The 20,737-nt window shown below is 39.3% G+C and carries 18 protein-coding genes; 13 read left to right on the forward strand and 5 right to left on the reverse strand.

The window, feature by feature from the left end:
• Positions 1-237: 237 nt before the first annotated feature.
• The 3 genes from ACLKML_RS18605 (at position 238) to rsmF (ending at position 5,802) form a co-directional block, all read left to right on the forward strand.
• Positions 238-1,524, forward strand: a complete 1,287-nt coding sequence (locus tag ACLKML_RS18605) for a PqiA/YebS family transporter subunit (RefSeq protein WP_413284460.1) — start codon at positions 238-240, stop codon at positions 1,522-1,524.
• A 58-nt stretch (positions 1,525-1,582) separates the two neighbouring features.
• Positions 1,583-4,234: an MlaD family protein gene (locus tag ACLKML_RS18610; protein ID WP_413284461.1), complete on the forward strand. Its 2,652-nt coding sequence runs from the start codon at positions 1,583-1,585 to the stop codon at positions 4,232-4,234.
• Positions 4,235-4,374: 140 nt separating this feature from the next.
• Positions 4,375-5,802 (forward strand): 16S rRNA (cytosine(1407)-C(5))-methyltransferase RsmF, encoded by a 1,428-nt coding sequence (gene rsmF / locus ACLKML_RS18615; RefSeq protein ID WP_413284462.1) that lies wholly within the window; start codon positions 4,375-4,377, stop codon positions 5,800-5,802.
• A gap of 176 nt (positions 5,803-5,978) precedes the next feature.
• On the opposite strand, the gene ACLKML_RS18620 is transcribed toward rsmF, so the two are convergent.
• The 3 genes from ACLKML_RS18620 to ACLKML_RS18630 all read right to left on the reverse strand — a co-directional run bounded on the left by ACLKML_RS18620 (position 5,979) and on the right by ACLKML_RS18630 (position 8,416).
• Positions 5,979-6,830 (reverse strand): S1 RNA-binding domain-containing protein, encoded by an 852-nt coding sequence (locus tag ACLKML_RS18620; protein ID WP_413284463.1) that lies wholly within the window; start codon positions 6,828-6,830, stop codon positions 5,979-5,981.
• Positions 6,831-6,963: 133 nt separating this feature from the next.
• Positions 6,964-7,440, reverse strand: a complete 477-nt coding sequence (locus ACLKML_RS18625) for a PaaI family thioesterase (RefSeq protein ID WP_413284464.1) — start codon at positions 7,438-7,440, stop codon at positions 6,964-6,966.
• A gap of 94 nt (positions 7,441-7,534) precedes the next feature.
• Complete coding sequence (locus ACLKML_RS18630) at positions 7,535-8,416, reverse strand: putative PEP-binding protein (RefSeq protein WP_413284465.1); 882 nt, start codon at positions 8,414-8,416, stop codon at positions 7,535-7,537.
• A gap of 210 nt (positions 8,417-8,626) precedes the next feature.
• Between ACLKML_RS18630 and ACLKML_RS18635 the strand changes: the two genes are divergently transcribed.
• Positions 8,627-9,688, forward strand: coding sequence for a 3-deoxy-7-phosphoheptulonate synthase (locus ACLKML_RS18635; protein WP_413285930.1), 1,062 nt, complete (start codon positions 8,627-8,629; stop codon positions 9,686-9,688).
• Positions 9,689-9,691: 3 nt separating this feature from the next.
• Entirely contained in the window at positions 9,692-10,174 is a 483-nt protein-coding gene (locus tag ACLKML_RS18640; protein ID WP_413284466.1) for a YajQ family cyclic di-GMP-binding protein, read from the forward strand.
• A gap of 164 nt (positions 10,175-10,338) precedes the next feature.
• Here ACLKML_RS18640 and ACLKML_RS18645 read toward each other — a convergent pair whose 3' ends face one another.
• A complete protein-coding gene (locus ACLKML_RS18645; protein WP_413284467.1) occupies positions 10,339-11,283 on the reverse strand; it encodes a bifunctional precorrin-2 dehydrogenase/sirohydrochlorin ferrochelatase in 945 nt (314 codons plus the stop codon).
• Positions 11,284-11,726: 443 nt separating this feature from the next.
• Here ACLKML_RS18645 and ACLKML_RS18650 point away from each other — a divergent pair, with 443 nt between their 5' ends.
• The 6 genes from ACLKML_RS18650 to ACLKML_RS18675 all read left to right on the forward strand — a co-directional run bounded on the left by ACLKML_RS18650 (position 11,727) and on the right by ACLKML_RS18675 (position 17,320).
• On the forward strand, positions 11,727-12,755 hold the full coding sequence (locus ACLKML_RS18650) for an amino acid ABC transporter substrate-binding protein (protein ID WP_413284468.1): 1,029 nt from the start codon (positions 11,727-11,729) through the stop codon (positions 12,753-12,755).
• Positions 12,756-12,835: 80 nt separating this feature from the next.
• Positions 12,836-14,041: an amino acid ABC transporter permease gene (locus ACLKML_RS18655; RefSeq protein WP_413284469.1), complete on the forward strand. Its 1,206-nt coding sequence runs from the start codon at positions 12,836-12,838 to the stop codon at positions 14,039-14,041.
• Between the two features lies 1 nt (position 14,042).
• On the forward strand, positions 14,043-15,140 hold the full coding sequence (locus ACLKML_RS18660) for an amino acid ABC transporter permease (RefSeq protein WP_413284470.1): 1,098 nt from the start codon (positions 14,043-14,045) through the stop codon (positions 15,138-15,140).
• 21 nt (positions 15,141-15,161) lie between these two features.
• Complete coding sequence (locus ACLKML_RS18665) at positions 15,162-15,911, forward strand: amino acid ABC transporter ATP-binding protein (protein WP_317716779.1); 750 nt, start codon at positions 15,162-15,164, stop codon at positions 15,909-15,911.
• Positions 15,912-16,192: 281 nt separating this feature from the next.
• A complete protein-coding gene (locus ACLKML_RS18670; RefSeq protein ID WP_413284471.1) occupies positions 16,193-16,858 on the forward strand; it encodes a Bax inhibitor-1 family protein in 666 nt (221 codons plus the stop codon).
• Between the two features lie 132 nt (positions 16,859-16,990).
• Positions 16,991-17,320 (forward strand): TusE/DsrC/DsvC family sulfur relay protein, encoded by a 330-nt coding sequence (locus ACLKML_RS18675; RefSeq protein WP_413284472.1) that lies wholly within the window; start codon positions 16,991-16,993, stop codon positions 17,318-17,320.
• Between the two features lie 57 nt (positions 17,321-17,377).
• Here the strand turns inward: ACLKML_RS18675 and yccX are convergent, their stop codons facing one another.
• Positions 17,378-17,653, reverse strand: a complete 276-nt coding sequence (gene yccX / locus ACLKML_RS18680) for an acylphosphatase (RefSeq protein ID WP_413284473.1) — start codon at positions 17,651-17,653, stop codon at positions 17,378-17,380.
• Positions 17,654-17,946: 293 nt separating this feature from the next.
• Here yccX and ACLKML_RS18685 point away from each other — a divergent pair, with 293 nt between their 5' ends.
• Together ACLKML_RS18685 and ACLKML_RS18690 are read left to right on the forward strand one after the other, a co-directional pair.
• Positions 17,947-19,140, forward strand: a complete 1,194-nt coding sequence (locus ACLKML_RS18685; RefSeq protein WP_413284474.1) for a class I SAM-dependent methyltransferase — start codon at positions 17,947-17,949, stop codon at positions 19,138-19,140.
• 291 nt (positions 19,141-19,431) lie between these two features.
• The gene (locus ACLKML_RS18690) at positions 19,432-20,736 is read left to right on the forward strand and encodes a TolC family outer membrane protein (protein ID WP_413284475.1); all 1,305 of its coding nucleotides are present in this window, start codon (positions 19,432-19,434) and stop codon (positions 20,734-20,736) included.
• Position 20,737 lies beyond the last annotated feature (1 nt).

The following is a 20,737-nucleotide window of genomic DNA, read 5'->3' on the forward strand; positions in this document are numbered from 1 at the left end:
ACCACTTAAAAATAGTTATATTGTCACCTAAGACAATATTTTGATATTAATTTTGTTTATGATTACTCGTAATCGTTTAATTTACTATGTAATGTTTACACAGTGCAAACTTTAAAATGCTTTTAACTGTACATATGTACCGCTAAATTAATTTATGTTTAATCACTCAAGTTATGGCTGAACATCTTACATGAGCACATTTAACTGCAATATGCTTTCTTACTTAGGATAACAACTATGCAGCAACACATTCTAAACCGTATAGAAAGCAATCAACAAGAGTCCCAACTTTGCAAAGGCTGTGAATTACCTGTCGCGATAGAAAGTTTGCCTGCAGGTAAAAGTGCATTTTGCCCTCGCTGCAATACAAAACTGTATCGAGGTGGGAAAAAGAATTTGAGCGGTAATATTGCCATTGCAATCACTTGTTTACTGTTATTTATCCCTTCGCATTTTTTCCCTTTTATCAGTATCCGCTTGATAGGAATGATGATTCCTGCCACGCTCCCTTCTGGAACCATCACTCTGATGCAAGAGGGTTTTATCGCATTAGGATTGTTAATTTTATTTTGCAGTTCTATTGCTCCTCTTTTAGTTAGCTTATGCGTACTTCTGGTTCACCTTGCGTTAAAAAAAAGGTGGTTTTTAGCATTTAAACACGCTCTTTCTGTCGTTCATTTCTTGAAACAATGGATGATGTTAGATGTGTTCTTGGTCAGTGTGGCAATTGCATGTTTTAAACTACAAGATTATTCCGACATCTATGTTGGGGTCGGTTTATACGGCATTATTTTATTACAGTTGTTTTCACTATTGCTCATATCAAGAATTAGTGTAAAAAGTTATTGGCAAGCTTGGCAAAGCGACTCTAGCTTCAATGTCGCTAAGACCGTGGTACATTGTAGCCATTGTCATCTATCTCAGCCCGAAGCAGAGCAATGCCTTCGCTGTCGCTCTACGCTTTATCACCGAAAACCGAATTCAATACAAAAAACCTGGGCATTGCTTATTGCCGCAGCAGCGTTCACTATTCCGGCTAACGTTATCCCCATTTCCATCTTTTTTAACAATGGCCAACGGGTTGAAGATACCATTTTTTCCGGTGTAGCTTCGTTAATTGTTAGAGATATGCATGGCATCGCTCTGATTATATTTGTTGCCAGTATTATTGTTCCTGCCGCTAAAATAATCGGTTTAGGCTATATATTACTCAGCATTCAATGTAAGCAACGTATTTTAAAGAAACAGCGAATGTTCATTTACTTTGTTGTGAAATGGATAGGAAAGTGGTCAGTGATGGATCTGTTTGTAATTTCTATTATGATGACCTTGGTTGATAGAGGGCAAATACTTAATTTTGCACCTGGCTTTGGTGCAGTGGCGTTTGGTGCGGTTGTCGTTTTAACTATGTTAGCAACAGAAAGCTTTGACCCCCGTTTGATATGGGATAACCCACCTCATCAACAGTCATCTTTGGCTAAACCCTTAAACCAATCGCTAGCTAAAAACAGCGACAATAGTTAACGAAAAACAAAAAAAGCAATTTCGGTCGGCATTAATAACAAGGAACTTGATACACTAGATGAGTAATTCTGAATCAACATCACAAACATACAAACCAAACGTTAAAAGAGAGTTTGGCATATCGCCCCTGTGGATCTTACCCATCATCACCTTAGCGTTAGCAGGTTGGCTTGTGGTTAAAGCGATAAATGATGCTGGCCAACGTGTACAAATTTATTTCTCCGATGCTCAAGGTCTTATAGCAGGACGTACCACCATACAATATCAAGGTTTAGAAGTTGGTATGGTTCGTGATATCTCTTTGTCTTCTAACTTGGACAACATTTATGTCGACGCAGATATTTACCCACAAGCCACACAATTACTGGGCAAAAACACCCGCTTTTGGTTGGTCAAACCTAAAGCGAGTATTTCTGGAATTTCTGGGTTAGATGCATTGGTTTCGGGCAATTATATTGCTATTCAACCAGGCGAAGCGTTAAATCAAGATGATGATGACGATGAATTACAAACTCAATATATCGCGCTAGAAAGTCGTCCAGCCGATTTAGAAGCCGATCAAGGTTTAAACATCACGCTAAGATCGGATGACCTTGGTTCTATTTCTATTGGTTCTCAAATTGTCTATCGAAAAATTCCAATCGGCGAGGTTTATAATTACAAACTTGAATCGGATGGAAAAACCGTTCTTATCAATGCCTACATAAAAAACGAATACGCTAATATTGTTACTAACAAAAGCCGATTTTGGAATGTAAGTGGCGCAGGCGCTCAAATTGGCTTCCATGGTGTCGATGTTCAATTTGAAAGTTTAAGCGCCCTTTTAACAGGAGCAATAGCGGTAGATTCTCCCGATGGTGGAGAACCCGTAGAAGAGAAAGCCAAATTTCGGCTCTATCCTGATTTAAAAACCGCAGGTCGTGGGATTCCGATCAATATAACCTTACCAGATGAAAATAAAATCTCTGCAGGCGGAGCACCAATAATGTATCGCGGCATAGAAATAGGACAAATTACTCACTTGACCTTAAATAAAGGGCGTAAAAACATTGTCGCACTGGCCGCTATCCAGCCTGCATTTAGTGATACTTTAAACAGTGGCACACGCTTTATGCTAGAAGAAGCAAATTTGTCCTTAACAGAGTTGGATAACTTATCTAACTTGGTCACTGGTAATTTTTTAACGCTTATCCCTGGCCAAGGTGAACAAGCTAGAAATTTCACAGCGATTACAAAAGACGAACTTTTAAAAGAAACGCACCATTCAACTTCTCTATTGCTAATGTCAGACGACTCATATGGGCTAAGCGTTGGTACAGAAATTCTTTATCGTGGTTTCGCCGTAGGTTCTATTAGTGCAATCGATTTAGTCAACGATCAAGTTATATTTAATGCACTGATTGACAACAAATATCGACATCTTATCAAGTCTGACAATCGCTTCTTCGTTTCCGGAAGTGTCAGCGCAGAACTAACTGAATCTGGCGTTAATATCACCGTTCCACCGGCAAAACAATTGATCACAGGCTCAATAAGTTTCGTTAGCAAAGGGAGTAATCAAGTCAATAACGATTATCGATTATTTGCCAACCAATCTCTTGCTGAGCTAGCCGATTATGAGCAATCTGGCATACATACGTTAACGCTATTTGCTAACCAACTACCTTCGGTATCTAAAGGCAGCCCCCTACTGTATCGCAACCTACAAGTAGGCAAAGTACAAGATTACGCACTCACCAGCAACGGAGTCGAAATTACCGTTGCTATCGATAATAAATACAAACACTTGCTCTCTGAACAAACTGTTTTTTGGAATCGTTCTGGCGTCGAAGTGCAAGCCGACTTGAGTGGCGTTAGTATTAAAGCCGCACCACTCAAAAGCTTACTTCAAGGTGGAATCGCTTTTGATACGCTAGCAGGAGTGGAAAATAAATCTGGCCAGTATTGGCGTCTCTATGACGATTATGAGCAAGCGACAAAATACGGAACGACTATTTCGTTACTCACGTCTGATACGGTCACAGTAAAAGTTGGCTCTGCGATAAAATTTCAAGGGGTAACAGTAGGTGAAGTGCTCACTCTTACCCCTAATTTTACCAATAATACAACCAACATTCGTGCTCGTATCTTCCCTGGTTACGCAGCTAAATTAACCTTATCAGGCAGTTATTTTTGGACAGTTTCACCACAAATCAGTTTGGATGGTGTTAAAAATTTAGATTCTATCATTGCTAGCTATATTAATGTTCAACCTGGACACGGCGAGCACACCACACAATTTTCGTTGTACTCTTCGGCCATTGAAACGTCAGGTGTATCGTTTACCCTACAAAGTCAGCATCGTCGTTCCGTCACTGTTGGTGCACCAATATTCTATCGTGACATAGAAGTAGGAAAAGTCACCGATGTACAGCTAGGAACATTTGCCGATCGAGTGGTAACAAGCATTGAGATACAACCTGAGTACGCCTATTTGGTACGAGAAAACAGTGTATTTTGGAATGTATCTGGACTTGATATTTCGATAGGCCTATCAGGCGCGCAGATTAAATCGAGTACGGTCGATAATTTGCTTCGTGGTGGTATTGCCTTTGCTACCCCGCAAGACAAGCAACTATTACCGATAGCCAAACCGGAACAAGCTTTTATTTTACATCCAGAGCTACAACCAGAATGGCGAGAATGGCGAACAGCGATACCAAAACCATAACTAACTGAGTGGTTAATTATTTATTGCTCAGGTATTCGCACCTAACTTGTAACGAAATGCAGTATAAAAGCTGCATTTCGTTTTTATATGCTGGTAATTTTAGTTAGAATTACCCTCCATTACCTTACCGAGATACCTTTGTGCACGCCAATATTAAACTTCCACAACAGTTTTTAGATCAAATTAAATCCATCATGCCATCCCATTTGGACATGAATGATTTCATCGAAGCTTGTAAAAGGCCTTTGCGCAGAAGCATCCGAGTGAATACCTTAAAAATTTCGGTGCAAGATTTTGTCTCTAGGGCGGAAGATAAAGGATGGGAGCTGACTTCTATACCTTGGTGTGATGCTGGCTTTTGGTTACAACGACCAAAAACAGAACAAGGTAGATTAGGTAATACAGCAGAACATATGGCCGGGTTATTTTATATCCAAGAAGCCAGTTCAATGCTACCCGTTAGTGCCTTACTTAACGGCCAACAGGACGCATTAATTACGGTATTAGATATGGCCGCAGCCCCAGGTTCAAAAACCACTCAACTTTCTGCAGCGCTGCACAATACCGGTACTGTGGTAGCCAATGAATTCTCGGCAAGTAGAGTTAAAATACTACATTCAAATATTCAACGTTGTGGTGTTCGAAATGCTGCTCTAACTAATTTTGATGGTCGAGTATTCGGTGGCTGGTTACCAGAACAATTTGACGCAATATTGTTAGACGCGCCCTGCTCGGGTGAAGGAACGATTCGTAAAGACCCAGACGCAATGAAAAACTGGAGTAAAGTCTCCACTCTAGAAATATCACACACACAAAAAGAGTTAATTGAAAGCGCCTTTTTCGCACTAAAACCGGGTGGAACACTCGTTTACTCTACTTGCACACTCAACCACGAAGAAAATGAACAAGTTTGTCACCACCTAGCTGAAAGGTTTGCGGGTAATGTTGTATTTGAGCCACTGGATAATTTATTCGATAATGCGAGCCAAGCTATTACTAAAGATGGTTTTTTACATGTTTACCCCCAAATATTTGATAGTGAGGGTTTCTTTGTTGCGAAAATACGAAAAATAGGCTCAGTAAAAGCACCAACAGTTAAAAAACGCTTAGGTAAGTTTCCTTTTACTAAAGCGAGCCAAACACAATGTGACAACGTAACCAAATCATTATTTGATACACTGGAATTAACCGTACCAGACTCTAGTCATATTTGGATTCGTGAAAAAGAAATCTGGTTGTTTCCTGATTCATTAGAAAGCATGTTAGGAGAAATTCGATTTTCTCGCATGGGAATAAAACTCGCCGAAAGTCATAAAAAAGGTTATCGATGGCAACATGAAGCAGTCATCGCACTTGCTACTGGTCAAGAATCAAATACCGTTAGCCTTATAATGGATGATGCCAGAGAATGGTATATGGGAAGAGACGTACGTCCAAAAAACTTATCTGGAACAGGTGAAGTGATTGTAAAGTATGGCGACGATGTTATCGGCATCGGGAAATGGGTAGGAAACCGAATTAAAAATGGCTTACCAAGAGAGTTAGTAAGAGATAATAACTTATTTTAAGCTCATCCAATCAATCGGGTATTGGTATTGGTAAACTCAACCTATACCGCCACTTATACCTAATTACCTAGCACCAAGCTAAAAGGAAAAAGGAAAAAGCCCAAACCTAACCATAACTGTGGGCTTTTCTAGTTGATCCTATCCATTAATGCACAACTTAATCAACTAAGTGTATGCTAATCAACTAAGCGTATGCCTTCTTTTTCGATAACAATAATGCCCTTTTTGTATAAACCGCCGATACTTTTCTTAAACGTGCCCTTGCTGGTTCTAAACACGGAAAATATCGCATCAGGTGTCGATTTATCATTCAAAGGCAGATAACCTTGTTTTTTCTGCAGTAGATCGATAATTTTTTCACTTAAATCATCCATCTTCGCGACACCAACTTTCTGCAGTGATAAATCTATTTTGTCATCATCTCTGATGTTTTTTATAAAGCCTTTAACTCGTTTACCAATAAACAGTTTGCCGAATACGTCGGAAGGAAAAATCATTCCCCAATGTGTGCCGTTAATAATCGCTTTGTAACCAAGTTCACTGCGTTCAGCGATAATTAGATCGACCGCTTGGTTAACCGAATATTGAGCAGGAACTTGATCGAGAATCTTATTAAATTTGGTGGTACCAACAATTCGACCAGATGCTTTGTCAGTGTATACATAAACTAGGATTTTTTGCCCTTCATTGAAGCGAGTTCGTTGCTCACTAAAAGGAACCAATAGATCTTTTTTATCAATGCCCCAATCCACGAACGCTCCAGTATTGTTAACACCAACAACATTCATTAAACCAAACTCTCCGACTTGTGCAATCGGCGTATCGCAAGTGGCAGTCAACTGGCGCTCTGAATCGAAATATAAAAATACTTTAATCTGTTTACCAATAACCTCTGGACCAAGGTTTAATCCCTCTGGCGCTTCACGCTTTGGAAGCATGACACTTCCGTAATCTTCTGCATCCAGAAAAAGACCAAAATCTTCTATTTTTACTATTTCTAGCTCGTTTATCTGACCAACTTTAATCATCAATTTGTTCCTATATCTAACCAACCGCGGATTATACGCTAGATAAGTGTACGTTGTTATTAGTTTCTTTTCGCAATCGGCGATCAAGGTAATTTATTTATTACAACGATGCAGTCAATTACCGGGACTTACTTTAGTTAATCACTTTTATCGATAACGTCAACTTAAACCAAGCCATTAATTCATGTTCATTAATAGATGGGCACGTTACGTTTATTTTTACTGATTTATTGACTCGTTCGCCTGATTTCATCGCCTCTGCTAACATGTCGTCAATCAGTTTGCCATCGTCACAGCTAAATAATACATCCCCTTCTGGCCTTTTAATAAACTGAGCTTCCACCTCTTTAAACGCCAGTGAAATCTTGTGGCCACTTTGCTGCGCTTTACTCATCGCTAAAAAACCGCCCGCCACATCTGCTCCAACAGCAAGCGCACCAAAATACATACTGTTTAAATGGTTTTTAGTCCGTCTTTTTAAAGGAATTTTTACGATGACTTTTTCATCATTCATCACCAGTATTTTCGGTCTGCATAACCAGATCAAAGGTACTTTAGTAAACGAAAATAAGTTGAGATAAAGGTTAGCTTTTGCGAGAGGTGATAACATAAAAGGTGCCACTATAAAAACTGATTAGACCAGTTAAGCGACACCAACAAAAATTGTCAAATTTATGTTACAAAATTGCTACTGAAATAGCATTCTAAGCAGTAATGGCCACTTTCATATTCTTAAGTTCTGCCATTGTTTCTTGTAATAATGGTAAATGGTTTAACGAAGGACACAAAACTAAGTACGGTTTATTCGCTTTATTAACTAATTTCACCATTTGCACCAATAACAATGAAATAGCTTCACTTTGCATATCAAATGCGTACTCTAGTGATTCATTTTTATTATCAAGACCTAATGTAAACTGAGCAATATTTTCTAGGTTAATCACTACCCCATCAAAATACTGAATGATTTTATCGGCAAGAAGAATAGAAGAAGGAACATCACAAGAATAAAGTAGGCGGAAACCGTTTAACCCTCTCGGCAAGCCTTGTTCTGCTAGCTTATCGATTATCGTTGCCGCATCACTCAACTTTCTAACAAACGGAACTACAACTTCAATATTATAACCTTCAGCACGTAACTGTTTCACCACATCACACTCTAAAGCAAACGCCTCGCTATAAAGTTCTGAAGCATAACGAGCCACACCTCGTAACCCCATTGTCGGGTTCACTTCGGTATTTTCACACTCACCACCTAAAAGAGATGCAAAGGTGTAGCTATCCATATGACTCAAACAAACACGGATAATCTGATGCTTGGGTGTAATAGAATCTTTTATCTTAGAACAAAGCGTAGAAACAAAATGCTCTTTGAGCGGTTGCCCATTAAGTATCGCTTTTAACGTTTGGCTATCCTTATCTGATAATGAATCGATTTTAATAGCAGGATGATAAAATATATAATCCATTATTAAATCGCCCAAAGACACATACAACTGATCTGAATCGACCAAGTCTGTGTAAGAAGGAAGCGCGTTAACAACTTCAATATCGGTAAGAATGGCACCTTGATCTGCGTTACTCATTACTGCTCCGTTAGATAATCAATTACTATGTGCACGAAAATACAATTCAACACCATTTAACTCAAGTTAAAAGTGCGAATTAAGCTAAGAAAAATCAATAAAATGGCTAATTGCAATATTTTTCAACGTAACTACTCGATTGGCAGTTTATTCCTACCTTCATTTCCGCTATCTTTAGCGCTTGATATAATATTGATTACAGGCGCAAAGATGCCATTAAAAACCGACGAATTGAGAACTCAAGCTATAGGGCCAATGCCAACTCCCGCTGAACTTGTGAGTTCATATCCTCTGACTGATGATGTTGCAGAGCGAATAGCACATTCTCGTAGACAAATTGAAAACATTCTCACCGGACAAGATCATCGTCTGCTCGTCATTGTTGGACCATGTTCTATTCACGATACTGATGCGGCGTTAGATTATGCCAAGCGCTTAAGTCAACTTCAGAACCAATATGAAGATGAGTTATTCATCGTCATGCGAACCTATTTTGAAAAACCTCGCACCATTGTAGGTTGGAAAGGCTTGATTACCGATCCAAATCTCGACGGTTCATATGCGTTGGAAGCTGGGCTAGCAAAAGCACGTAAACTGTTATTGGATGTAAACAATCTCGGCTTAGCCACTGCTACCGAGTTTTTAGATATGATTACTGGCCAATATATTGCAGACCTTATTACTTGGGGGGCAATTGGTGCACGTACTACCGAATCTCAGATTCACCGAGAAATGGCCTCAGCATTATCTTGTCCTGTCGGCTTTAAAAATGGCACTAATGGTAATGTAAAAATTGCGATTGATGCGATTAGAGCAGCGAAAGCTAGCCACTATTTTTATTCGCCTGATAAAAATGGCCGTATGACCGTTTATCGTACCAGTGGAAACCCATTCGGACATGTTATTCTTCGTGGTGGCGATCAAGGTCCGAATTTTGATTCAGCCTCAGTTAAACAAGCTTGTGAAAAGTTACAACAAGTTGGTTTACCAGAAAAACTCGTGATCGACTTTAGCCATGCGAACTGTCAAAAACAACATAAAAAACAGCTAGATGTAGCAGAAAATATTTGCCAACAGATTCTATCAGGAAGTACAGCGATTGCAGGTATTATGGCGGAGAGCTTTATTTTAGAAGGTAACCAACCGATGACTGATCTAAATAATTTGGTTTATGGTCAATCAATTACTGATCCATGCTTGAGCTGGAACGACACCGAAACAATGTTGGATATGCTTGCTAACGCGATTAAAAATAAACCACAAGGAGCCTAACTTATGCCTTCGTTTGATATTATCTCTGAAGTCGACAGCGTAGAACTACGTAACTCGGTCGACAACGCAAATAGAGAACTTTCAACTCGATTTGATTTTCGTAACGTTGACGCTAGTTTTGATATAAAAGATGACACGGTAAAACTCACTGCTCAAGATGATTTTCAACTTAGGCAAATGATGGATATATTACGTGGTAATTTAGCCAAACGAGGTGTTGATGCAGAATCGATGGAAACCAAACCTTCAGTCCACTCTGGGAAGAATTGGTATCAAGACGTTGCATTTAAGCAAGGAATTGAAACATCAGTCGCCAAAAAAGTGGTTAAAACCATTAAAGATGCAAAAATCAAAGTTCAGGCATCTATCCAAGGCGACAAAGTCCGTGTCACGGGTAAAAAACGAGATGACTTGCAAGGTGCTATGGCTTTGATTAAAAATTCCGAGTTGGGACAGCCGTTTCAATTCGAAAATTTTAGAGATTAAATTACCACTTATCCACCACATACCTACTCTTAATGTGGCCTTAATTTGAAATAAAATTGACGTTCTCATAACGCCTTCTAACGACAAATTCATTCGTAGAAGGCGTCATTAAATTTGCTGTCACTGTTTCACCTAAATAGGTATGACTTTTATCGGTTGATTGACTAATCAACTATTCTCAATAAAGTGTCATTCGATGCCATCTTTTTCATCCACTCATTTTCGTTCAGTCCGTTTTTAGGAATAAATATGCAAACCTTCTTTAAATCAGAATCAATATATTTTTCCAGTATCTGAGCTAAATTATCACTGTTTTTGTATATAAATCGCTCGGCATCTCTACGACAAAGATCAATAAACGGATACGGACACGTCTCTGGGTATAATACCAATTCACTCTGCTGCATTATGCGCAATGTTCTAATAGAAAGTAGCTCTACATTTTCACCAAACTCAACCCAAAATCGTGACACTGTAACAGTGTATTTATTTTGTAAATAAGAAGTATAAATTACCTCTAAATTTTCTTTATTTTCAGCTAGCTCTACTTCTGGATTGGCAAAGAAAGCCTCCCAAAACCGACGCCTTTCATCTACTGTTTTATACGTTTTTTTTATATCGGATCGTTTACTAGAAGCAAAGTCAGTTAGTAAGGCCGTATTTTGCGGTAAAACACTTTCGATTTTCTCTCGTAAGTTACGAATCAAAACAGGTGATGCTCCTCCGCTGGATATGGCAATTTGAACTTTGCCACGATTAATCATTGAAGGCGTAATAAAATCACAATAAGGTTTATCATCCACTACGTTAACAAGTATACCGCGTTTTTTTGCATCTTTATGCACCTGATGATTCAGATCAGGATTATTGGTCGTAGCCCACACTTGGATGAAATTCTCAGTGTAATCGTCTCTATATTGAGACTGAAACCAAACTAATAATTGCTTATCTGCGCAATCTTTGAGGTAAGTTGACACTTCTGGCGAAACGACAGTGACACGAGCATTAGCTCGCAACAACGCTTCCACCTTACGGCTAGCTACATCGCCTCCCCCTACAACCAGGACAGGCTTATCGTTCAAATCAACAAAGAGTGGAAAGTACTGCATATAAATCCTTTTCTAATAGATATCACTAAAGTGGCACAGGTATCCAAATTGGTGCTTCGAAGTAACATTTTGTGCACAAAAATAACTATTTACTGTCAAATTTATACATCATACCAGTTTAGAACTCCGATAATAACTAAGAAATCAGAATTTAAAACCAGTAGCACGTCTTTTTTACTACAAATCACTCTAAATCACCATGCTTGTGCACTGTTGCACTATTTACAAACACGCAACATTTCGTCATTCTAAACATCGTACGGTTAATCAAATTTTTTGAGCTATACTTTTTCAAATCATTCATTAATAGAATTTTTGACCTACAAACGGATGTAAATGATGTTCTAACTGCATTAGTAAATATAACGATGCATATAACATAACATATAAGAACTGTATCAGGTGTCACCTGGTTCAACATGGATTATACAGGAAGGATACAAATGGCGAATAAACTTACAATTATTGCTTCAGTCGTAGCAGCTTCTACTGCATTAATGGCTCACTCAGCATCAGCGGCAGAAAGTACTTTAGAAAAAGTCAAAGCTCAAGGCTTTGTTAGTTGTGGTGTATCAACCGGTCTACCAGGATTTTCTAACCCTAACTCAAAAGGCGAATGGGAAGGTATCGATGTAGAATACTGTCAAGCCATCGCAGCCGCAGTGTTAGGCGATAAAACTAAAGTTAAATATGTACCTTTAACCGCTAAAGAGCGCTTTACTGCTCTTCAGTCAGGTGAAATTGATGTGCTAAGCCGTAACACTACTTGGACTCTTCATCGTGATACTGCTCTAGGGTTAAACTTTGCTGGCGTAAACTATTACGATGGTCAAGGTTTCATGGTTAAAAAAGAACTAGGCCTAACCAGTGTTAAAGAACTAGATGGAGCTTCTGTTTGTGTTCAATCTGGTACAACAACAGAACTTAACTTAGCTGACTACTTCCGTAATAACAGCATGTCTTACAAGCCAGTAGTATTTGATACTGCGGCTCAAACTTCTTCAGGTTTCGATTCGGGTCGCTGTGACGTATTGACTACTGACCAATCAGGTCTTTACGCCCTTCGTTTGAATCTTGCTGAACCTTCATCTGCGGTAGTATTGCCAGAAATCATTTCTAAAGAACCTCTAGGTCCAGTGGTTCGTCAAGGTGATGACCAATGGTTAAATATTGCAAAATGGTCATTGAACGCAATGATTAACGCCGAAGAGTACGGTATTACTTCAACCAATGCTGATGAAATGCTTAAGTCATCTGATCCAAACATAAAACGTATTCTTGGTGTAGATGGTCCTAAAGGTAAAGGTTTAGGTATTGCAGATGATTGGGGTTACCAAATCATCAAACAAGTCGGTAACTACGGTGAAAGCTTCGAACGTACTGTAGGTAAAGGTTCTCCTCTGCAAATATCTCGTGGTGTTAACGCACTATGGAATGCAGGCGGCTTTATGTATGCTCCACCAATTCGTTAATTCACTTTTTTAGAATTAATAATTGAATAAGGGCGGTTTAGGCCGCCCTTTGTTATATGGATTTAGAGGTTAATAGCTGTATGAAGCCTAACACTACAATAGCGCAGGATTCGGACGCTCCGACACCAAAAAGCGCAAACCTGCTGTATAATCCCACTTTTCGATCGGTCGTTTTTCAGGTCGTCGCAATCACTGCTCTCGTATATTTTTTCTATACTATCGTTAATAATGCCCTAACCAACCTCGACGCACGAGGTATTGCTACTGGTTTTGGTTTTTTAGATCAAGAAGCTGGCTTTGGGATTGGCCTCACGCTTATTGAATATGATGAAACCTTTTCTTATGGCCGTACATTTATCGTCGGACTTCTGAATACGGCACTTGTTTCCGTACTCGGTATCGCCTTCGCAACGGTACTTGGATTTACGATTGGTATTGCTCGCCTGTCGTCAAACTGGCTCGTTAGCCGCTTGGCTGCTGTCTATATTGAAACATTTCGAAATATCCCACTGTTGCTACAGATATTTTTCTGGTATTTCGCTGTGTTGCAAACCTTACCATCCCCTAGACAAAGTATGAGTTTAGGTGAAGCAATATTCCTAAATGTTCGTGGGCTGTATTTCCCTGCACCTGTTTTTGAAACGGGTAGTAACTTTGTTATCGCATCGATGATTTTTGGTATTGTGTTCACTGTAATCATTAACATATGGGGTAAAAACCGACAAAAAATCACAGGACAACAAACACCAATGTGGCGTATTGCTATTACTCTGTGTGTTGTTATTCCTATGATTGTCTACTTTTTAACAGGCTCACCTATTTCTGGAGACTATCCTGTCCTCAAAGGTTTTAACTTCAGAGGCGGTATTAGTATCCTTCCTGAACTTGGGGCTCTGCTTTTTGCCTTAAGTATTTATACGGCGTCTTTTATAGCCGAAATCGTTCGCTCTGGTATAAATGCGGTCAATCACGGACAATCTGAAGCTGCTATGTCGCTTGGTTTGCCACGTAATAAAACACTAAAACTTGTTGTTATCCCGCAAGCGCTGCGAATTATTATTCCACCGCTTACTAGCCAATACTTAAACCTAACTAAAAACTCATCTTTAGCGATGGCTATCGGCTACCCTGATCTGGTGTCTGTTTTCTCAGGGACAACATTAAACCAAACCGGTCAAGCAATAGAAATTATAGCGATGACCATGGGCGTTTATCTAACTCTAAGCTTGTTAACTTCAGCTTTGATGAACGTTTACAACCGCAAAGTAGCATTGGTGGAGAGATAATATGAAAGTACATCAATTTCAAGAAAGTCTGCCACCACCGGCGAATACTGTTGGCGCTGTAGGATGGTTGAGAAAAAATTTGTTCAATGGTCCATTCAATACCATTTTGACCTTTGTGTTGGCTTACTTAATTTTTAACCTTTTTTCTGGCGTTATTCAGTGGGCTATTATTAACGCTGATTGGGTGGGAACCACTCGTGAAGCGTGTTCTAGAGAAGGCGCATGTTGGGTATTTATCAGTGTTCGCTGGGAACAGTTCATGTATGGATTTTATCCAAGCGAAGAGCTGTGGCGCCCTCGCCTATTCTATGCAACATTAGCTATATTCATTGGACTTTTAGTCTATGAGAAAACACCAAAGCGCACGTGGATATGGATGTTTTTTATCGCCATTTATCCATTTATCATCGCCTCACTACTCTACGGCGGTGTGTTTGGGTTAGAAGTTGTCGACACTCATAAGTGGGGCGGTTTGCTCGTTACACTGATCATCGCGCTTGTTGGTATTATTGTTTCGCTGCCAATTGGTATTGTACTTGCTCTTGGACGTCGTTCAGACATGCCGATCATTCGAAGCATATGTACGGTATATATAGAAATATGGCGTGGTGTTCCACTGATTACCGTGCTGTTTATGGCCTCTGTAATGTTGCCGCTATTTCTTGCCCAAGGATCAGAAACTGATAAGCTAGTACGTGCACTTATTGGTGTGGTGTTATTTAGTTCAGCTTATATGGCAGAAGTTATTCGTGGTGGCTTACAAGCTATTCCGAAAGGGCAATATGAAGCTGCAGACGCCTTGGGTTTGGGTTACTGGAAGAAAGTGGGTTTAATCGTGCTTCCACAGGCTCTTAAAATCACTATTCCTTCAATAGTAAACACTTTCATCGGTCTATTCAAAGATACCAGCTTAGTATTAATTATCGGTATGTTTGATGTACTCGGTATCGGTCAATCAGCCAACAATGACCCTGAATGGCTTGGTTTTTCTAAAGAAAGTTATGTATTTGTCGCGTTAGTGTTCTGGGTATTTTGCTTCAGTATGTCGAGATATTCGATATATCTTGAAAACAAACTACATACCGGCCACAAACGATAGCTAAAGATTCAAGGACGTATTATGACGCAGCAAGAAGATTATGTAATCAAACTAAAAAAAATGAACAAATGGTACGGTGATTTCCACGTACTGAAAGACATAAACTTAAAAGTTAAAAAGGGTGAAAAAATTGTTATCTGTGGCCCTTCTGGTTCAGGAAAATCGACGATGATTCGTTGTATTAACCGTTTAGAAGAGCATCAACAAGGTAAAATCATTGTTGCAGGTAACGAACTGACTGAAGATTTAAAAAATATCGAAGCCGTTCGTCGTGAAGTTGGTATGTGTTTTCAGCACTTTAATCTATTTCCACACCTTACAGTGTTAGAGAACTGTACGTTGGCTCCTATTTGGGTGAAGAAGATGCCTAAAGAAGAAGCAGAAGAAATTGCGATGAAATACCTTGAACGCGTAAAAATTCCAGATCAAGCTGACAAATATCCGGGCCAATTATCTGGCGGTCAACAACAGCGTGTGGCCATTGCTCGTTCTCTTTGTATGAATCCGCAAATTATGTTGTTCGATGAGCCAACATCAGCACTTGACCCAGAAATGGTAAGAGAAGTACTTGATGTTATGGTAGAGCTAGCAGACGAAGGTATGACCATGCTTTGTGTAACTCATGAAATGGGGTTTGCTAAAGAAGTAGCAGATAGAGTTATTTTCATGGATGCAGGGGAAATCATAGAAGAAAACAATCCAATTGAGTTCTTTGATAACCCGCAGTCAGATCGGACACAAAACTTCTTAAGTCAGATTTTAAGCCACTAAATCATCAGTTAATAAAATCTAACAATACCGATAAAAGAGGCGACCATGGTCGCCTCTTTTATTTAAAACGATTAAATTGAATGTTTAAACCTGTTAGATTGGATATTTAACGCGGTTAAATTGGAAGCATAATTTACAATTTGTTACATCTAGATTGATACTATCTTTATAATTTAACGCGTTTTTTTATATACTTAATTATGCCAAGGGTTGAAAGTTGAAACTTTTATCCCAAGATATAGACTAAATAACTAATTAGTCAGTTACCTTTGAGGAAGATTATGAACAGTCCATTAGCGTCGCGTTCGTCTACAACGCAACAAAGTGTTATTCAAACAAACAAAGTATTACGTAATACCTATTTTCTACTGTCTCTGACATTAGTGTGGTCAGCGATTGTTGCCGCAACCTCAATGGCACTCGCCTTACCGCGTCCTGGTTTAATTGTAATGCTGGTTGGTTTCTATGGCCTACTTTTCCTAACTGAAAAGAACCGCAATAACAGCATGGGACTTGTATTCACATTTCTGTTTACTGGTTTCTTGGGTTATACCATCGGTCCAATCCTAAATGCCTATATTGGTGCAGGTATGGGTGACGTGGTCGTAACCGCACTAGGAGGCACAGCGCTTGCCTTTATGGGAGCCTCAGCTTATGCATTAACTACTAAACGTGATTTATCATTCTTAAATGGTATGATGATGGCTGGTTTTGTTGTGATTGTAATCGCAATGGTTGCCAACATATTCCTACAAATGCCAGCGCTTTATCTAGCGATGAGCGGTATGTTTATTTTGTTCTCAACTGGCGCAATTTTGTTGACTACCCAACAAATTATACGTGGTGGCGAAACGAACTATATTTCTGCAACGGTTACCTTGTACGTGTCTATTTACAACTTGTTTATTAGTCTTCTAAGCATTCTAGGCTTTATGAACGACGACTAAATGCAAATCAACTAAATAAATTTGCTTTTACTAAGCCCAGATAATTGTCTGGGCTTTTTTATTGGTAAGAAAAACGGTATCTTAGGCCCAATTAAATGCAACTTGATTCCACAAAAATAAGTCTAAAAAATAATGTTTGAATATAACGGAAAACAAATCCAGACCGATAATGAAGGTTACTTACTTAATTTTTCTGAATGGGAAAGCGGTATGGTGGCCACTTTAGCCGAACAAGAAGGTATAGAATTAACTGAAGCTCATTTAGAAGTTATCTATTTCGTGCGCAAATTCTATGCAGAATTTAATACCTCCCCGGCAATAAGAATGCTAGTTAAAGCGATGGCAAAAGAACATGGCCCCGAAAAAGGCAGTAGTAAATATTTATTTACTCTGTTTAGAAAAGGCCCCGCCAAACAAGCAACCAAACTAGCAGGTTTGCCTAAGCCGGCAAAATGTTTGTAGTTCAGCCTAACTTTGTAGTTCAACCTAGTAATGACACAGCTGAACAAGATATCACTATCAATATAATACTTGAAACCCTTGATAAGCTTTAAATTCCACGGGTTGTGAAATCACCTTATCGACTCTGGACGTTGTCGGTCCTTGTTGCAACCATTGGTCTAGCGACTCTAGAGCACCCTGCTCTCCACAAGCAACCACTTCAACGTCACCGTTGTCTAAGTTTCGTGCATAGCCTGTTAAGCCTCTTTTATTACCTTCATGGCACGTGTGAAACCTAAACCCTACCCCTTGAACAAAGCCTGATACAACAAATTTAACGCAAGTTCTAGTCATAACGATAACTCCTGTAAAATGGTTCTGTCTTGTATACTTGTTAACTTCTATATGCCTGTAAACTCTTGTACCACGGTTGCCGATTAATAAACCAACAGCATCAATAAACTAAGTGTTCATATTACCTAGTTGATAAGATACTTTGATATCGATAAATATTAATTATGTGATCAAACTAAGTTAGCAATTATTACTCACTAGAAATAAATTTGTCATACCGCGTTTATTTGGAGGTTGATTTTAACTATACAATTCCCCACAATATTGCACTCTCATCATTACTAGGCAAAACCATGACAGCAGCAATCTACCTTGAAAAAGGCCGAGACAAATCACTACGACGCAAACATCCATGGGTCTTTTCCCGTGGAGTGATGAGAGTAGAGGGAGACCCACAACCAGGAGAAACCGTTAATGTACATGCGCACAATGGCGAATGGTTAGCTAAAGCTGCTTACTCACCGGAGTCTCAGATACGTGCTCGAGTGTGGAGTTTTGACAAACAGCAAATAGATGCACAATTTTTTGTTAAACGAATACAGCAAGCATTGCTAATTAGACAAGAGGTCATCGCACGCGATGGTTTAACCGGGTTTCGACTTATCGCTGCAGAATCCGATGGTTTGCCAGGGGTCACTATCGACAAATACCAAAACTACCTCGTTTGCCAATTACTCAGTGCTGGGGCCGAATTTAACAAAGCACAACTTGTCGAAGCTTTAGTGTCATGTTTCCCTGATTGTCATATCTATGAACGTTCAGATGTCGCTGTGCGTGATAAAGAAGGTTTACCTCAAATTACTGGAGTTTTGCATGGCGAAATGCCACCAAAAGTCGTTGAAATTGAAGAAAATGGTGTGAAAATCAATGTTGATATCGTTAATGGACATAAAACCGGCTTTTATTTAGATCAACGTGATAGTCGCCAACGCTCAATGAAATACGTTAATGATAAAGAAGTACTAAACTGCTTTTCTTACACTGGTGGGTTTGGCTTATATGCACTAAAAGGTGGCGCGAAAAGGGTAATTAATGCTGACGTATCTCAACCGGCTCTTGATACAGCAAAACAGAATGCCTTGCTAAATGATTTTGATATCAGCAAGAAACGTGCTGTTTTTCTCAACGCAGATGTATTCAAATTACTACGAGAATATCGAGATCAAGGCACTAAATTTGATGTTGTTATTATGGACCCACCCAAATTTATCAGCAGCCGGAAAAATATCACCTCCGGTGCTAAAGGGTATAAAGACATTAATATGTTAGCAATGCAGATACTCAAACCTGGCGGCGTATTACTAACTTACTCATGTTCAGGTTTGATGACCACCGAACTGTTCCAAAAAATCATTGCTGATGCAGCGGTCGATTCAGGTAGAACAGTGAAATTTATAGAACGGTTTGAACAAGCTGCCGATCACTTAGTTGATACGGCCTACCCTGAAGGGTTTTATCTAAAAGGATTCGCTTGTAAAGTTTTGTAACTATTCAGAACAGCTTTAAGAGTTAATCGATGTTATACGCATTCACTAATATTGCGGCAACTAAAAGTACAGGTTTTGGTAACAAAACCTTACAAAAAACGCTATGTAATACTGATATAATTGTTAACTATGATAAACATCGTATCTAAACATACAACACAACCAATTTTCAGTTAAATTTGTATTAATTCAAAATGTTACTAAGAATTGACAAACTGTGCTACTATCTTTGAATCAAGTACTATTTTGTATGTTTAAAATGCACGTATTCAAATTTAGGAGACGTAGATTTTGAAAAGACTTCGTTTGGCAACTCTATCATGCTGCATAGCGTTAAGTTTACCGGTATATAGCCAATCATTAGAGCAAGCAGTAGCCGTAACTCTTACTTCAAACCCCGAAATAAAGAGCGCATTTAACGAATATAAAAGCTATGTTGAGACACGCCGATCTTCTGGAGGTAACTATCTGCCAACCGTCGATCTCGATGCCGGAATTGGTTATGAAAAGATAAATCCGACAGCTGGTGATTCGACAGAACTAACGCGTAAAGATGCAACTATCAGTATTACTCAATTGCTGTGGGATGGGTCAGCGACACTTAATGATATGGATAGAACAGCTGCCGAAGCGGAATCTATGCGTTATCAATTAAATTCTGACGCACAAGACAAGGCATTAGAAGTGGTCAGTGTTTATCTCGATGTAGTCAAAGCAGAGGAAGTATTAAACTTATCAAAAGCTAACCTTGAGATTCACAAAAGCATCTATAGTGACATTAAACGTCGCGTCGAGTCCGGAATTGGTTCAACTGCCGACTTATCGCAGGTGGAAGCACGTTTAGCCAACGCGCACAGTAATCTACTCGCCGCACAAAATAATATTTTCGATACACAGACTCAATTTACTCGTATTGTTGGTGAATTACCTAAAGATCTCGTTTTTCCTAGAGCAAACCAAGATGCACTTCCTCTGTCTCTAGCAGAAGCCAAACAAATTGCCGAAAAATATCACCCGGTAATTAAGATAGCTGCAGCCGATGTTGAAGCCGCTAAGTATCAATACGACCAGTCTAAAGCAACCAATTATCCAACCTTTACCATTGAAGCCTCACAAGCTTGGTATGATGATGCAGACGGTGATGAAGGACAAAGAGACGAACTATCAGCGATGTTAAGGATGCGGTACAACCTTTACAATGGCGGCTCCGATTCTGCTCAACAGGATAATATGGCTTATCAGTTAAATAAAGCCAAAGATTTGCGTGATAGCTCTCATCGTCAACTAGCAGAAAGCTTGCGTCTGGCGTGGAGTGCACTTGATTTAACCTTACAACAAAAAGAATTTCTCGCTGACCATGTTGATTCCGCTTCCGATACCGCAATTGCTTACGAAAAGCAGTACAGAATTGGACAACGTACTTTGTTGGATGTATTGAATACAGAAAATGAACTGTTCGAAGCGCGAAAAGAGTACTTAACCGCACATTATGAAGAACAATATTCGAAATACCGAGTGCTTAATGCCTGTGGGATTTTATTAGATTCATTATTGGTAGACACTGCATATGAGTGGAACCAACCAGCGGATTATTAAG

The sequence above is a fragment of the Vibrio sp. MA40-2 genome (assembly GCF_047302445.1).
Taxonomy (GTDB): domain Bacteria; phylum Pseudomonadota; class Gammaproteobacteria; order Enterobacterales; family Vibrionaceae; genus Vibrio.